14 protein-coding genes and 1 tRNA gene are annotated in these 15,568 nt (G+C 68.6%); 8 read left to right on the top strand and 7 right to left on the bottom strand.

Annotated features, from left to right (window positions below; genetic code table 11):
* The 4 genes from ABD089_RS04700 to dhaM form a co-directional block, all read left to right on the top strand.
* The coding region (locus ABD089_RS04700; RefSeq protein WP_343885058.1) for an inositol monophosphatase family protein at positions 1-1,399 on the top strand (1,399 nt) is incomplete at its 5' end.
* Positions 1,400-1,460: 61 nt separating this feature from the next.
* A complete protein-coding gene (gene dhaK / locus ABD089_RS04695) occupies positions 1,461-2,459 on the top strand; it encodes a dihydroxyacetone kinase subunit DhaK (protein ID WP_343885056.1) in 999 nt (332 codons plus the stop codon).
* A gap of 1 nt (position 2,460) precedes the next feature.
* Positions 2,461-3,078: a dihydroxyacetone kinase subunit DhaL gene (gene dhaL, locus ABD089_RS04690; protein WP_343885055.1), complete on the top strand. Its 618-nt coding sequence runs from the start codon at positions 2,461-2,463 to the stop codon at positions 3,076-3,078.
* Positions 3,075-3,503 (top strand): dihydroxyacetone kinase phosphoryl donor subunit DhaM, encoded by a 429-nt coding sequence (gene dhaM / locus ABD089_RS04685; protein WP_343885054.1) that lies wholly within the window; start codon positions 3,075-3,077, stop codon positions 3,501-3,503. The genes dhaL and dhaM overlap by 4 nt, the downstream gene beginning before the upstream one ends.
* 21 nt (positions 3,504-3,524) lie before the next feature.
* Here dhaM and ABD089_RS04680 read toward each other — a convergent pair whose 3' ends face one another.
* From ABD089_RS04680 to ABD089_RS04670, 3 genes are all read right to left on the bottom strand, one after another.
* Entirely contained in the window at positions 3,525-3,986 is a 462-nt protein-coding gene (locus tag ABD089_RS04680; RefSeq protein WP_343885053.1) for a deoxycytidylate deaminase, read from the bottom strand.
* Positions 3,987-3,994: 8 nt separating this feature from the next.
* Complete coding sequence (locus ABD089_RS04675; protein WP_343885384.1) at positions 3,995-4,879, bottom strand: cation diffusion facilitator family transporter; 885 nt, start codon at positions 4,877-4,879, stop codon at positions 3,995-3,997.
* 169 nt (positions 4,880-5,048) lie between these two features.
* Positions 5,049-7,043: a glycoside hydrolase family 3 protein gene (locus ABD089_RS04670; protein ID WP_343885052.1), complete on the bottom strand. Its 1,995-nt coding sequence runs from the start codon at positions 7,041-7,043 to the stop codon at positions 5,049-5,051.
* Positions 7,044-7,225: 182 nt separating this feature from the next.
* Between ABD089_RS04670 and ABD089_RS04665 the strand changes: the two genes are divergently transcribed.
* From ABD089_RS04665 to ABD089_RS04650, 4 genes are all read left to right on the top strand, one after another.
* Positions 7,226-7,298, top strand: a tRNA-Lys gene (locus ABD089_RS04665).
* A gap of 20 nt (positions 7,299-7,318) precedes the next feature.
* Positions 7,319-7,963 carry a hypothetical protein gene (locus ABD089_RS04660; protein ID WP_343885050.1) on the top strand — a complete coding sequence of 215 codons (645 nt, stop codon included), beginning with the start codon at positions 7,319-7,321 and terminating at the stop codon, positions 7,961-7,963.
* A 392-nt stretch (positions 7,964-8,355) separates the two neighbouring features.
* The gene (locus ABD089_RS04655) at positions 8,356-9,759 is read left to right on the top strand and encodes an SH3 domain-containing protein (protein ID WP_343885049.1); all 1,404 of its coding nucleotides are present in this window, start codon (positions 8,356-8,358) and stop codon (positions 9,757-9,759) included.
* A gap of 51 nt (positions 9,760-9,810) precedes the next feature.
* Entirely contained in the window at positions 9,811-10,818 is a 1,008-nt protein-coding gene (locus tag ABD089_RS04650) for a LacI family DNA-binding transcriptional regulator (protein ID WP_343885048.1), read from the top strand.
* A 43-nt stretch (positions 10,819-10,861) separates the two neighbouring features.
* On the opposite strand, the gene ABD089_RS04645 is transcribed toward ABD089_RS04650, so the two are convergent.
* Genes ABD089_RS04645 through ABD089_RS04630 form a run of 4 tightly spaced genes read right to left on the bottom strand, consistent with a single transcriptional unit; the run spans position 10,862 to position 15,333 of the window.
* On the bottom strand, positions 10,862-12,085 hold the full coding sequence (locus tag ABD089_RS04645) for a glycoside hydrolase family 32 protein (RefSeq protein ID WP_343885047.1): 1,224 nt from the start codon (positions 12,083-12,085) through the stop codon (positions 10,862-10,864).
* Positions 12,082-12,999, bottom strand: a complete 918-nt coding sequence (locus ABD089_RS04640) for a carbohydrate ABC transporter permease (protein ID WP_343885046.1) — start codon at positions 12,997-12,999, stop codon at positions 12,082-12,084. Before ABD089_RS04640 ends, ABD089_RS04645 begins: the two co-directional genes overlap by 4 nt.
* Positions 13,000-13,007: 8 nt before the next feature.
* Entirely contained in the window at positions 13,008-13,952 is a 945-nt protein-coding gene (locus ABD089_RS04635; protein WP_343885045.1) for a carbohydrate ABC transporter permease, read from the bottom strand.
* A 1-nt stretch (position 13,953) separates the two neighbouring features.
* A complete protein-coding gene (locus ABD089_RS04630; RefSeq protein ID WP_343885044.1) occupies positions 13,954-15,333 on the bottom strand; it encodes an ABC transporter substrate-binding protein in 1,380 nt (459 codons plus the stop codon).
* Between the last annotated feature and the right edge of the window lie 235 nt (positions 15,334-15,568).

Genomic DNA, 15,568 nt, shown 5'->3' with positions numbered 1-15,568 from the left:
CCTGCACGACGCGACGACATTGCGCCTGTGGGGACGCCCATCCGAAGTGGCCCGGATGACCCTCGACGAGGTCCAGGAGCTCGGGCTGCCCGGGTGCCGGATCCCGACCTTGGCCGAGTCTCTCCAGACGGTCACGATGGCCAACGCCGAACTCGGCCGGGGCGTCGGCGTGCTGGTCGACACCGTCGACCCTGCAGATGCTCTGGTGGCATTGCGGACGGTGCGGTCCAATGCCCACGAACTCCACGTCCGGTGGTTCGGTGCCACGGACGCGATGCTGGCGATCCGCGAGGCCGACGAGGGCGCCGTCGTCGCCTACAACCATCCCGGCGGCACCCTGGACGCCGACCTGCTCAACCGGCTGCGGCCAGACACGATCAACGTCGAATGGGTGCTCGCCACTGCCGAACTGGCCGAGACGGTGCACGGGATGTGCCGCAGCCTGGCCGTCTGGACCGTCGACGACGCCGAAGCCATGGCATGGCTGGTGCAGATCGGCGTGGACGCGATCACGACCAACCGTCCCCGGCTGCTGCGCGAACTGCTGCGCCACGACATCTCCCCGCTCTCGGTGGCCTGGACCGATGCGACACAGCTGGCCGGACGCGCTGGCATCACCGAAGAGACCGCCTGCTGGATCGCCGTGGCCCGCGACCTGGCCGAGTGGACCAATGGCTTCACCCGCACCAGCGCGCTGGGCACCATCCGCACCAAGGCGCACGCCGCGGACGTGGTCACCGAGGTGGACGAGGCGGTGGAACGCCACGTGCGCGAGGTGATCGCCGCGTCCTTCCCCGACCACCTGGTCGTGGGCGAGGAGTTGGGCGGCCGCCCCGAGGCCGCCCGTCCGGTCTGGTACCTGGACCCGGTCGACGGCACCACCAACCTCGCCAACCGCCTGCCGTGGACCTCGATGAGCCTGGCGCTGGCTGTCGACGACCGTCCACTGGTCGCGGTGGTCTGCCAGCCCTGGTTGGGGCAGGTCTACCTCGCCGCCGAAGGTCTGGGCGCCACCACCAACGGACGTCCGGCGGAGGTCCGTCGCGCCGACGGGCTCGCCGGGCGAACGGTGCTGACCGAACTCGACGCACACCGCCCCTGGGAGGGGATGGGCTCCTTCGTCAGTGGACTGGCGGACGAGCACGCCACCACCCGCGTGCTGGGTTCTGGGACCCTCGCGATGGCCGCGGTGGGCCTCGGTTGGGCCGCAGGTGCGCTCGTTCACCGCTTCAACCCGATCGACCACCTCGCCGGGTCGCTGATCAGCCACGAGGCGGGCGCGGTGGTGCTGGCCCAGGACGGGTCCCGCCAGTTGTTTCCGAGCACCGGTGGTTTGCTGGTGGCGGCGCCGGGTGTCGAACAGCAGCTGGTGCGGATATGGGGTGACGCACGCTCCTGAAGGCTGCGAATCACGTCCACCCCCTTCAAAAGGGTCGGGGGCCGGTGCTTGGATGAGTGCCATGAAGAAGCTGATCAATGCCGTCGACGACATCGTCAATGACTCCCTGAGGGGCTTCGGTCTCGCCCACCCCGACCACATTCGGGTCGATGCGCAGAACCGCGTCGTGCTGCGCGCCGACGCCCCCCGGCAGGGCAAGGTCGGTCTGGTCTCGGGTGGCGGTTCCGGCCACGAACCGATGCACTCCGGCTTCGTCGGGGTCGGCATGCTGGACGCCGCCTGCGCCGGCCAGGTGTTCACCTCCCCCACGCCGGACCAGATGCTCGCAGCCACCACCGCCGTCGACGGTGGCGCAGGCGTGCTGCACATCGTGAAGAACTACACCGGCGACGTGATGAACTTCGAGATGGCCGCCGAGCTGGCTGCCGAGGCGGGCATCGAGGTCGAGTCGGTGGTCGTGGACGATGACGTTGCCGTCACCGATTCCCTCTACACCGCCGGTCGACGCGGGGTCGGCCTCACCGTGCTGCTGGAGAAGATCGTCGGCGCCGCCGCCGAGGAGGGCCGCGACCTCGCAACCTGCGCCGGGCTGGCGCGCACCGTCATCGCGCAGGGACGCTCAATGGGCATGGCCCTGACCTCCTGCACTGTGCCCGCCGCCGGACGTCCCACCGTCGACCTGGCCGACGACGAGATGGAGGTCGGCATCGGCATCCACGGTGAGCCAGGGCGCGAGCGACGACCGATCGCCTCCGCGAAGGAGGTGGCCGCGATGCTCGTCCAGCCCATCCTGGCCGACCTCGACTTCACTGACGCGCCCGTGATCGTGATGCTGAATGGCATGGGCGGCACCCCGCTGCTGGAGCTGTACATCATGTACGCCGAGGTGGCCGACCTGTTGCGCGCCAAGGGCGTGGAGGTGGCCCGCTGCCTCGTCGGCAACTACATCACCAGCCTCGAGATGGCCGGCTGCTCGCTCACCTTGCTGAAGGCGGACGACGACCTGCTCACGCTGTGGGATGCGCCAGCCAACACCCCCGGTCTGCGGTGGGGTTGCTGACATGCAGATCGATGCCCTTGCCCGTTGGTTCGCCGATTTTGCCGCCGTGGTCACCGAGAACGCCGCCATGCTCACCGACCTGGACCGGCAGATCGGTGATGCCGACCACGGGTCCAACCTCGACCGGGGCATGAAGGCCGTCGCGGCGCTCGATCCGGCCGACAGCACCGACGCGAAGGTCTACCTCAAGCAGGCCGGCATGACCCTGGTCAGCACGGTTGGCGGCGCCTCCGGTCCGCTCTACGGCACACTGCTGCTCCGGATGGCCACCAATGTCCCAGACGAGGAACTGGACGCCCGCGCCTGGGCGGAGATGCTGCAGGCCGGGCTGGACGGTGTGGTCTCCCGCGGCCACGCCGCCGAGGGCGACAAGACGATGGTCGACGCGCTGGCGCCCGCCGTCCGCGCCGCCAAGCAAGCAGCCACCCAGGGCCAGGATCTCGCCTCTGCCCTGGGCGCCACCGCCGAGGCCTGCGCCAGCGGCCGGGACTCCGCCACGCCGCTGGTGGCGCGCAAGGGCCGCGCCTCCTACCTCGGGGAGCAGTCGGCCAACCACGCCGACCCCGGTGCCACCAGCCTCACGCTGATGCTTGAATCGGCAGCCCGGACGCTCGCATGAGCGTCGGCATCGTCGTCGTCTCGCACAGCCGCGCGCTCGCCGAGGGAGCAGTCGACCTGGCCACCCAGATGGTCACCACAACCCAGCCCCGGCTGGCCGTGGCCGCCGGCACGGCCGACGGGGGTCTCGGCACCGACGCGATGGCGATCCAGGCCGCCATCGAACAGGTGGACGAGGGCGACGGCGTGCTGGTGATGGTCGACCTCGGCAGCGCCGTGATGTCGGCCGAGATGGCGCTGGAGTTCTGCGACCCCGACCTAGCCGAGCGGGTGGTTGTCAGCAGTGCGCCGCTGGTCGAGGGACTGGTCGCCGCAGTGGTGCGTGCTGCCCAGGATGCCCCGCTGGCCACGGTCGTCCGCGACGCCGAGCAGGCTCTGGATGCCAAGAAGAAGCACCTGGATCGGGTGCTGACGCGTCAGAACTGAGCGTTGTTCCCAAGGACCTGCTCAGGGTTGCGCGGGCCAGTCGACCAGCCCGTCGGCGTCCAGTTCGCCCTGCGGCCAGACGGCGCGGACGATCCCGGCCGCCGCCAGCGCCTTGCGGCAGCCGGGGCAGGGCTCGTCGGTGATGTAGGCGGTCGCGCCCTTGGTGTCACGGGTGGAGAACAGCAGGGCGTTGACCTCGGCGTGGATCGCGATGCAGAAGCCGGGTGTCCCGGGGCGGTCGTAGTCTCCCAGCCCGGGCACCTGGTCGTATCCCAGCCGTCCGCGCGGACACGCGCCCTCGAGGCAGTCCGGCCGCCCGGGAGCAGCACCGTTGTAGCCCGTGGCGATGATCCGGCGGTCGTGGACGAGCAAGGCCCCGACCCTGCGCCGGGTGCACTTGGCGCGCGCGGAGACGGCCGTCGCGATGCCGAGGAAGTAGTCGTCCCAGCCGGGAACGGTCGCTGCGCCATCGACTGCGTCCACCTGCGCCATCAGAACTCGCAGTCGTCGTAGGAGCGCGGGTCCTCGATGGGCTCGGTGTGGATGATGATGTGCAGGTCGGGGAAGTCGGTGAGCAGCGCCGCCTCGATGTCCTCGACCAGGTCGTGCGCCTCCTGCACCGTCCAGGCACCGGGCACCAGCAGGTGCATGTCCATGAAGCGGCGGTGGCCGGCCTCACGCGTCCGCACTCCGTGGAAGATCACGAACTCGTTGGTGAAGCCCTCGAGGATCTCCCGGATGCGCGCGTTGTCCTCCTTGGGGAGGCTGACGTCCATCAGCCCGGCCATCGACTCTCGCAGCAGCTTCCCGCCGGTGAACAGGATGTTTATGCCCACCGCGAAGGCGACGATCGCGTCCAGCCGCGGCCAGTCGGTGAGCTTGACCAGCAGCACGCCGACGACCACTCCGACGGACGTCCACACGTCGGTGAGCAGGTGGTGGCCGTCCGCGGTGAGGGTCATGGAACGGTGGCGCTTGCCCTGGGTGAGCAGCACCCACGCGACCAGGCCGTTGATCACCGACGCGACCACGGAGACCGCCAGGCCGATGCCGATGTTCTCGAGCGGCTGGGGGTGCAGGAAGCGCTCGAAGGCGCTGACCATGATGACCGCGGCGGCGACGAAGATCATCGCGCCCTCGAGCCCGGCGGAGAAGTACTCGGCCTTCGCGTGGCCGAAGTTGTGGTTCTTGTCGGCGGGACGGATGGCGACCTTCAACGCGACCAGTGCCGCGATGGCGGCGACCAGGTTGACCAACGACTCCGCAGCGTCCGACAGCAGGCCCACCGAGCCGGTGATCCGCCAGGCGACGGTCTTCAGCGCGATGGTCGCCAGGGCGGCCGCGATGGACAACCAGGCGAACCGGGACAGGTCCATGGGCGTCGAGGGACGGGTGGAGGCGCTCACCGAGCAATTGTGACAGCTCGGTTGGAACGAGCAAGAGCCCGGGCCTGACTTCCTGACGTGGCCCGCCCCGCCCAGCCGGTGGTGCTGGCTGGGCGGGGCGGGTCGGTTGCCCTCCGTTGACGGTTACTGGGCGGCCCCGTTACTGGGTGGCTTTCGTGACCAGGCCATGCCCGTAGCGGTACAGCGGGTTGTAGTTCTTGTCACCCACGTTGATCGGCTCCTGGGCCAAGCTGCGCGGCCAGGTGACCGGCAGCTTGCCCTTGTACCCGGTGAGCCCGAACATCGGGTCGGCGACGCCGATGCCCTCCGAGCCCGGCAGCCAGCCGGCGACCAGGGAGTCGATCTTGTTGAGCTGCTTCGGCGGGATGATCACCGGACGGCCGGAGACAACCACAACGACGCAGCGCTTCGCCGTCGTGCAGACCTTGTCGATGGCGGCGCTGTCGGCCTTGCTCAGCTCCATCGTCTGGGAGGCTCGCGGCACACCATTGTCTGCCTTGTCCCACGGCCAGCCCGGCCCACCGACGTCGCCGTAGCCCTCGGCATAGGGCGTCTCCCCCACCACGACGATGCCGGTGGCATCGGACGGAACCTTCGTGCTGGCGGTCTCGGAGAAGGTGACGGCGGCCTTGGGGGCGTCCTTGCGGATGCCGTCCAGGATGGTCGTGCCGGGCACGACATTGGTGGAGCCGCCCTGCCAGGTGATCGTCCAGCCACCGGTCTGGTTGCCCATCGAGTTGGCATTGCTGCCGGCGACGTAGATCTTGCCCTTGCCCGACAGGGGCAGCGTCTTCTTGCTGTTCTTCAGCAAGACCTGCGACTGGGCGGCCGCGGTGCGGGCCACCGCGTGGTGCGCGGCGCTGCCGACCTCGCCCAGGTGCTGGCGCGGGGTGAGGGGGTTCTCGAACAAGCCCAGCTGGAACTTGGCGCGCAGGATGCGGGTCACCGCGTCGTCGATGCGGGCCGAGGAGATGCGCCCCGCGTCCACCTCCGACTTCAGCGTGGTGAAGGTCTTGCGGAAGTCGTTGGGCTCCATCAGCATGTCGATGCCGGCGTTGACGCCGCGACGCACCTGCGTGGCGTAGTCACCCGGGATGTGCTGGATGCCGTTGTAGTCGCTGATCACGATGCCCTGGAAGCCCTGCTTCTCCTTCAGCCAGCCGGTGATCAGCTCCTCGTTCTCGTGCATGTTGATGGGGTTGCCCAAGCCGTCCTCGGTCCAGTCGATGCTCGAGTAGGACGGCATGATGCTGCCGACGTCGTACTTCTTCACGGCGGGGACGTACTGGCGCAGCGCCTTGTCCCAGAACTTCTTGCGGTTGGTCTGCGTGACCCCCTGGTCGATGGTGTAGTCGCCCGTGCCCGTGCCATAGGTGGTGAAGCCGTCGCCGGCGAAGTGCTTCGCGGTCGCGAGCACCTTGTCGTTGCGCGACAACATGCCCGGCGCACCCTGCAGGCCGGTGATCTCGGTCTCCATCGAGATGACCAGGTCGACCGACTCGCCGAAGCCCTCGTAGGAGCGTCCCCAGCGCTCGTCCTGCGGGGCGGTGACCGCTGGCGAGAAAACCCATTGGGGGCCGGTCGCGCGCGTCTCCTGGGCGGTGATCGCGCCGATCTGCTGCACGAGCGCCGGGTTGCGCGTCGCGCCCAGGCCGACGTGGTGCGGGAAGATCGTGGCTCCGTACTCGTTGCCGTTCCCGTGCACGGCATCAATGCCGTAGAGGATCGGGATGCCCAGGCGCGTCGCCAGGGCCTCCTTCTGGTAGCCGTCGATCATGTCGGCCCAGGCCGTGGGCGTGTTCTCGGCCGGGGTGGAACCGCCGCCGGAGAGCAGCGACCCGAGGGCCAAGGTGGTGACCTCCCCCGGCTTCACCGATGCGCGCTCGGCCTGGAGCATCTGCCCCAGCTTCTCTTCGAGAGTCATCCGCGACAGCAGGTCCTTCACGCGGGTGTCGATGGGCAGGTAACGGTTGCGGTAGGCAGCGTCGGCGGCGGGGATCTCCGTGGCGGACGCCACGGCCGTCTCCTGGCCCTGTGCGGGGGTGGCGGGCAGACCTGTGGCGACCATGACGGCGGCGAGCGCGAGACCGGGGAGCCCGACCAGGCGACGACGGCTGGAAGCGGAGTGGGACATGATGCTCCTTTGCATGTGGGTGGGTGTCCTCTGCCCACACTCGTTGCGGTCAGCCGCCCCGGTCAAGGGATTCTGTGTGCCGGATTCTCTTGCCACGTTCAAAAAGGGGTGAACACCTCCGAACGGGTGGTGGGGGCGGCGTGACGCTGCACCCATCGGTGGTCGCTAGACTCCTCGGGCACGCCCCTATAGCTCAGCTGGCAGAGCAGTGGACTTTTAATCCATGGGTCCTGGGTTCGATCCCCAGTGGGGGCACCGACCAAGGAGGTGTCAGCGTGGAGGGTCCACTGGTCATCCTCGCTTGTGGCCTGCTGTTGCTCGCCGTCGCCGCGCTGCGTGACCGACAGACCCGCCTGGCCGCCGAACGGACGATGTCCGAGGCGCCCGAGCGTGCCGGTCTGGACGACGCTCCCACGCCCTCCTATGTCACCCCGCCCGATGCGGACGCGCCCCGCGAGCTGCCCGAGCTGTCCGACGACCAGCTCAGCGCTTGGCAGCAGGCCCGCACCTCCGGCACCCAGTTCGCCGTCCGCCTGGACGACGCGCGCTTCGCCACCTCACCTGGACGCCTCGGGCTGGCGAACGCGATGGTCGTCGCCGCGGGTGAACCGGTGACCTCCATCCGGGAGCTGCTGCCCTCCTGCACGGCGGCGATCGAGGCCAAGCGTCCACTGGTGGTGGTGGCCCCCGCCATCGCGTCCGAGGTCGCGACGACCCTGGCAGTCAACCTCTACCGCGGCACGCTCACCGCGGCAGTGCTCATCGGCGAGGCGGACGAATGCGCCCGGCTCGCGCAAGCCGTCGGCGGACGCGCGGTGACGAGCGCCCAACTGCAGTCGGGGCTCGCACCCGAGCACTTCGCCGGCACTGCGGCACGCCTGGTTGCCGACGCCGACGGCGCTGCCATCACCGAAGCCTGAAGCTGTCGCGAAGCCTGAACCTCAACCTCTGGTTCAGACGCGTCTGAGAGTCCTTCAGACTGCTCCCAGCTTGGGTTCAACCGCGCCGTTACCCGACTCGAACACTTCCCCGCGGATCTGACGGAGTCTCCTTGTCAGGCAAAAGTGCTAGTCCGCTGGTAATCGAAGAACACGCCCGTAGTTCCAGCCATGTTCTTTGCCCCTGCTCCGGGCTGTCACGGCCTTGGCAACCGAGCTCGAGGTGGTCGCCGCGGCGACGCGCGTCCTACAGTCCCGCTCGACCGAGGGGTCGGGATGTCCTGTGGGTGTGGGGAAGCACCAGGGGGGGCAGGCATCCCGTCCTCTCCCATTCAGCTGAAGCGGCTGGGGAAGAGCCGCGGAAGGAAGTACTCGTGGACGTTCTGCATACCCTCAGGAGCGTCGCGGCCTCGGCCGCGCTCGCCGGCATGGCCGTCGGCGGCACCCAGCTGGTTGCCGCTCCGCTCGCCCAGGCCAAGTTCGCCATCCTCTCAACCACTGCCACGGTCAACCTGAGGCAGTCCCCCAGCACTTCCGCGTCCGTGCTCACCGTCGTGCAGCGTGGCACGCAGGTGACCCAGACCGGCAACATGGTAAATGGCTGGACGCCCGTGCGGGTGGGCGCCCGGACCGGCTGGATCTACTCCAGCTATCTCGCCACCGTCACGTCCACCACCGCTGTCCCCACGGGTCCGTCGTCAGGCACCAACACCGCCACGGTCACTGAGTCGGTGAACCTGCGCACCGGTCCCGGGACGAACTACGCCGTCGTCCGGGTGCTGCGCAAGGGGACGACGATCACGCTCACCGGGGTCAAGCGCGCCGACTGGGTGCAGGTGAACGACGCCGGCAAGCTGCGCTGGGTCCACAAGGGCCTGATCACCACCAAAACCAGCAGCACGACCGGGTCGCCCGCTGCCTCCACGGGCAGCCCGGCGACGAATGCCGTCGCGACGTCGAGGGCGCGCGCCAGCACCGCGCTGATGATCCGCACGTCGAGCGATGACACCTTCACCAGCCTCGGCGACATCCCCACCGGCACGATCCTGGAGCTGACCGGCGTGAGGCAGAACGGCGTCGCGCAGGTCATCTGGCAGGGCCATCTGCGTTGGGTGAACGCGAACTTCCTGGTGCCGATCAGCTCGTCCACCTCTGTCACGGCCCCCGCCGCCCCGGTCACCACCGGCACTCGCTACGCCAGCGTCGCGTTGGACATTCGCACCGCCTCCGGCAGTGACGCCCGCACGCTGGCCGAGGTTCCGGCCGGGACCAAGCTGGCGATCACCGGCGTGGTCCGGAACGGACGCGCGCAGATCGTGTACAACGGCGCCGTGCGATGGGTCACCGCCCGCTACCTCTCGCTGGTCGCCCCGGCGAGGGTGGTCAAGACCGTCACCACGACCACCGGGACGCTGAACACCGGCGGCTCCGTGGGTCTGGACAGGCTGACCAGCGCCAGCAAGGGGATCGTCGCCGAGGTGCGCGCCAACTACCCGCAGATCACCACCATGTATGGCGTGCGCGCGGATTCGATCCCGGACCATCCCTCGGGCCGCGCGGTGGACATCATGCTGCCCAGCTATCGCTCCAACGAGGCGCTGGGCTGGGCGATCGCCAACCACATGCGCAACAACGCGCGCGCCCTGGGGATCAACTACGTCATCTTCCACCAACACATCTGGTCGGTGGCCCGCAACGGCGAGGGTTGGCGCCTGATGGCCAACCGCGGCGGCGACACGGCCAACCACTACGACCACGTGCACGTGACGGTGAACTGACCCATATCGCTCCCCGACCCTGCCCAGGGGCACCCCCGATAGACTCCTGAGGTGGGCAAACGGATCACCTCGCACGACGTCGCCAGACGTGCCGGCGTATCGCGCAGCGCGGTCTCGCTGGTGCTCAATGGCCGTGCGGAGGGTGCGATCTCGGCGCAGAACCAGGAGGCGGTGCTGCGCGCCGTCAACGAGTTGGGTTACCGCCCCAACACCGTCGCCCGAAGCCTGCGCAATGCCTCCACCCACACGATTGGCGTGGTGACCGACTCGATCCTGTCCACAGGTTTTGGCGGCGACATGGTCAACGAGGCCACCCGGGCCGCCGCGGCGCGCGGCTACCTGCTGCTCGTCGTCGACTGCGACCGCAACCCCGTGCGCGAGCAGGAGGCCGTCCAGGTGCTGAAGTCGCGGCAGTGCGACGGGCTGATGTTGGCAGCCGAACACCTGCGCGAGTGGCAGCCCCCGCCCGGTTTCGCGGACGAGAAGTGCCTGCTGCTGGATGCAGTCGACCCCTCCGGCCAGGTGCCGGGCGTGGTGAGCGACGAGGTGGGCGGTGCGCGTAGCGCGACCGAACTCCTGCTGCGCGCGGGCCACCGCGAGATCGCCTACCTGACGGGCGAGTCGCACTACCTGGCCGCCGGCATGCGCGTCCAGGGCCACACCAAGGCGTTGGCCGCGGCGGGGCTGGGGCCCCAGCTGGTGGAGTGCGGCTGGGACATCTCCGACGGCCTGCGCGTCGGCCTGCGGTTACTTGACTCCCCCGATCGTCCGACGGCGGTGCTGTGCGCCAACGATCGTGTCGCGGCAGGTGTCTTCCTGGCCGCTGCGAGGCTCGGCCTGTCGATCCCGGACGAACTCTCGGTGGTCGGCTACGACAACGACCGCAATGTCGCGCCCCACCTGGGTCTGACCACGATCAGCCTCCCGCATCGCGCGATGGGAGCCCGGGCGATCGAGGTGCTGCTCGACGTGATGGCGGGAAGGGCAGTGGAGTCGACCAGATTGCTGGTCGACTCCCCCGTCGTGGAGCGCGCGTCCGTCGCTCCCCCATCCCGCTGAGCCGCCGCCCCGTTCCACTGGCCCCCTCAGCGGTCCTGATCTGTCAGCGGATGGCCTGCACCGTCCCCGCACCCTCCAGCCGCCAAGTCGACCCGGCGGCGGGATAGATGCGCGTCGTGTGGGTGGTGCCGTCCGCGCGATAGACCTCGACCAATGATCCGTCCACCAGCACCGACGCGGCGCCCGGAAGCTCGACGCGGTCATTGCCGTCCGCGCCGTCGCAGACCAGAACCGCGGGCCCGGACGTGGTCACGAGCACGCAGGTGTCCTCGGCCGCTGACCAAGGTGAACCCAGCTCCTCGTGGGCGTGGCTCGCGAACTCCGGAGCCAGGGTGGCGGTGAGCTGGCCGTCGACGACGTGCAACTCGCGGGGCGCGGTGAGCACGCCGGCCCAGCCGTGCTCGTCCAGCCATTCCTCGTCGCGCTGCAGTTCCCACGACCACCCCCACATCAGGATCCGGTCGTCGTCCACCAGCGCCTGCGGGGCGTAGAAGGCGGGACCATCGTCGAGGACGCCGCCATTGCTCGGCACGAAGCGCGGGTGGTCCCCCGTGGTGTCCATCTCACCGACCAGCCACCGGACGCCGGCCAGCGTCCCCCGCCCGTCGACGGCCTGCCACAGCGACACCAGCACCACCCAGCGCCCGTCCAGCTGGAAGACATTCGGGCACTCCCAGATGTCGGCCGGGGCCACACTGGCCGCGATCTCGTCGTCGTGGTTGAGCAACGGGCCGAGCAGTTCCCAGCTCGTCAGGTCGGTCGCGTCGTAGAGCAGCAACGAGGCGGGGGTGTTCAGCCCACCATGGCCTTGGACGATGTAGCGCCGACCGTCGATCCAGACGACGAAGGGGTCCCGCGTCTGAGCGTCCTCGGCACCCGTCCGCGGCGCGCTGGGCACCTCGGCAGGCGTCCAGCTCGACAGCGTGGCATCACCGGTGGCGATGGCGCCCACGGCATCCTCGGGGCTGTTGGGAACGGCGGTGTAACAGAGCGTCGGGGTGCCGTCGTCGATCGTGCAGCAGCCGCTCCAGCAGCCGACGGCGTCGATCTCTCCGGCCCGGGGACGCAGCGCGACGGGCTCCTCGCGCCAGGCGAACAGGTCGTCGGAACTGACGTGCCCCCAGGCGATCTCCCCGTGCCGTGGCTGGTCGGCACGGTACTGGAAGAAGACGTGCCAGCGGCCGTCGACGTGGGCCAGTCCGTTCGGGTCGTTGATCCACCCCGTCTGGGGACGGATGTGGTGCATCGGGCGGCAGACGTCGGTCACTTCACACTTCCTGCGGTCAGGCCCTCGCGCAGCGGACGCTGCCCGAAGATGAAGACGATCAGCGCGGGAATCATCGACAGGACGACACCGGCCAAGACGGTGGACATGCTGCCGGTGCCGAGCTGGCCCTGCAGGCTCACCAGGCCGAGCGGGAGGGTGAAGTTCTGCTCACTGATGGTCATGATCAGGGGGCGGAAGAACTCATTCCAGATGCCGTTGAAGGCGAGGATGCCAACGATGGCCAGGCCGGGCGTTGCCAGCGGGAGGTAGATCTTCCAGAAGACCCGCCACGGGCTGGCGCCGTCGATCTGGGCGGCTTCGGCGAGGCTTTCGGGGATGTTCATGAAGTACTGGCGCATCAAGAAGGTGCCGAAGGCGGTGGGCAGCGCAGGCAGGATCAGGGCGAGCAGCGTGTCCGAGAGGCCCATGCCACGGATCAGCATGAAGACCGGGACGATCGTCACCTGCATCGGGATCATCATCGTGGCCAGGATCAGGCCGAACAGCCACTCACGTCCCTTGAACGACAGCCGGGCGAAGGCGTAGCCGGCCAGCGCCGCGGTGAACATCTGACCGACGGCCGACAGGCCGGTGACCAGGATCGAGTTCCAGAACAGTCGCCAGACGTCAACCTTGGTGAACACGTCCTTGAAGGCGGCCAGGCTGAGGGTATGGTGGCCTGACTCGTCGACCGGGGTGAACGCCACCCACAGGGTCCAGACCACCGGGCCGAGGGTGAGGAAGAGCGCGACGAGCAGGATGAGCGCCTTGCCGAGCAGCGCGAGCAGGCCCTCACGGCCGAGCCGGCTGCGCACAGCGGGGGTGGAATCGATGCCCGTGGGCTTGGTGCCGGTGGGCATCGTGCCCGTGGGCGTGGCGGTGGCAGCCGTGCTGCTGGGAGCGATGGATGACATGGCAGGCCTCACATGTAGAAGACGAAGCGCTTGGACAAGTGGAACTGGAGCCAGGTGATCAGCATGATGATCACCATCAGCACGACGCCGATCGCGGCGGCCAGGCCGAAGTGCAGCTCCTGGAAGGCCGACTGGTAGATCACCATGACGGCGGTGCGGGTCGAGTCGCCGGGTCCGCCGCGGGTGAGCACGTAGGGCTGGTCGAAGATCTGCAGCGCGGAGATGATCGCCATCACGGTCGCCACCAGCATGGTGGGGCTGACCAGCGGCAGGGTGATCTGGCGGAAGCGCGCCCAGGCGCCGGCGCCGTCGATGCTGGTGGCCTCGTAGATCTCCGGCGGGATGGAGGCCAGGCCGCCGATGAAGAGCAGGAAGGTGAAGCCGAAGTTCTGCCAGACGTAGACCAGGACGGTGACGACCATCGCGCCGTGGGCGCTGGTGAGCCAGTGCACGGGTGCGATGCCGACCAGGGCCAGCACCTTGTTGACGGTGCCGAAATCCTCGTTGAACAGGTAGGACATGATCAGCGACACCGAGGCCGCCGACAGGATGAGTGGGAAGAAGAAGACCGAGCGGAAGAAGGCCCGCGCCCAGCTGGGCATCTTCGACTGCACCAGCACGGCGAGCAGCATCGCGACCGCGATCTGCAGGGTGACGGCAACGATCACGAAGCCGAAGGTGTTGAGGAAGCTGACGCGCACGGTCGGTGAGCTGGCGAGCTGGGCGAAGTTCTTGCCACCCACGAACTTGGGCGTGCTGATGATGTCCCAGTCGAAGAAGGCCAGGACGATCGAGCCGATCATCGGGATGAAGGTGAACAGGCCCAGCCCGATCACGGTCGGGGCGAGCAGGAAGGCGGCCAGCCGACCCTCGCGACGACGCGCGGGGGCGTGCGATACGGGGACGACGGTTTCGGTGGTGGTGGCATTGGGGGCCACGGGAGCTGCGGTCATGTCAGTTTCCTCCCAGCGCGAGTTCGAGGTCGCGCTGCAGCGTGCCGAGCGCAGTCTTGACGTGGGCCCGGGTGCCGGTGACCGCGCCGAGCACGTTCTTGATCAGAGCGGTCTCGACCGCGGCCTCCTGCGGCGGGGCCGGAACCGGCGCCGTCGTGGGGAAGCGGTCGAGGGTGTCGTAGAAGTACTCCCAGTGCTTCGGGCCGGTGCCGGAGTAGAGCTCGGTGTTGTGCGAGCGACGCGCCGAGTTGGAGTCAGGGTTCTTCTGGGCGATCTTCATGCCGTCCTTGCTGACGCAGAACTTCAGCCACTCCCAGGCGGCGTCCTTGCGCTTGGACGCGCGCATGATCGCGTAGCCGGCAGTGCCGAACTGATGTTGCTGCGTGCGGTGCTTGGGGAAGAAGGCGACGTCGTAGTCGTCCTTGGTCATGCCGGCCTCGCTGAGGCCGTGCACCCAGTAGCCGCCCGATGGGGTCATCCCGATCACGCCGGAGCCGAAGCGGCTGACCAGTTCGTTGCCGCCGCCCTGCACCGGGGACGATCCGAGGTCCTCGGCCACGAGCTGCTGCAGGAACTCGAAGCTCTCCAGCACCTTGTCGTCGGTCGCATTGGGCTGGGCCCACTTGTAACCACCGGAGCGTCCCGTCTGGCCGGGGTAGAAGCTGTTCCACAGCCACTCCCCACCGCTGAAGCGTTCCGGCTTCAGGAAGGAGGTGTCGTTGGAGTACAGCCACGGCACCACGCCACCCCACAGGCGGTTGGTCCAGAAGAAGGGACGGAAGGTGCCGGTGGAGGCCTTCTTCATCAGCCGCAGGGAGTTCTGGAAGTCGTCCCAGGTCCAGTCGGCGGCGGGCGCCTCGAGGCCGGCGCGATTGAACGCCTTCTCGGAGTAGTACATGTTGGCGGCGTTCCAGCTGAGCGGCAGCTGGAAGAGGTGGCCCTGGTACATGAAGGCCTCGATCAACGAGGGGTGCACGTCGTCGAAGAACTCCTGCATCTCGGCCTTGTCGCGGGTGACGAACTCGTCCAGCGGATGTGCCAGGCGGTCGGCGAAGAGCTGGGTGCCCTCGGTGGCGACCATGACCACGTCCGGCGGGGTGCCGGCGGCGACCAGGGTGAGGATCTTGGCGAAGAAGTCGCTCCAGTCCGTGCCCTGGATCGGGACGATCCGGACGTGGATGTCGGGGTGGACCTTCTTGAACGCGTCCACCAGTCCCTGGTTGGACGCAGCGTCCTGGGCGGTGCCATTGATGGCCACATTGAGTTCATCGGCGCCCCGGCCCGGGATGTCCAGGCCGGTCAACCGCTTCCACGACAAGACGGTGCCCAGCGCACCGGCTCCGCCGACGCCGAGCATCGCCCGGCGAGTCAGATCTGCCATTCACGGCCTCCTCAGTGAGTACCTAACACGTGTTAGGTTGGCACAGGGACGGAGGCAACGCAATAGCTATGGCCACCATTCGTCACGGACGTGGGCACCCCAGCCATCGCTGTCGAGGGGTTGGGTTTGGCCCCCGCCCCCGCTGCCACTACCATCGACAGGCACAGGTCCCCATCGTTTAGCGGCCTAGGACACCGCCCTTTCAAGGCGGCAGCGCGGGTTCGAATCCCGTTGG

It is taken from the genome of Luteococcus sanguinis (assembly GCF_039527675.1).
Lineage (GTDB): Bacteria > Actinomycetota > Actinomycetes > Propionibacteriales > Propionibacteriaceae > Luteococcus > Luteococcus sanguinis.
This window is presented reverse-complemented; position numbering and strand designations above follow the sequence as displayed.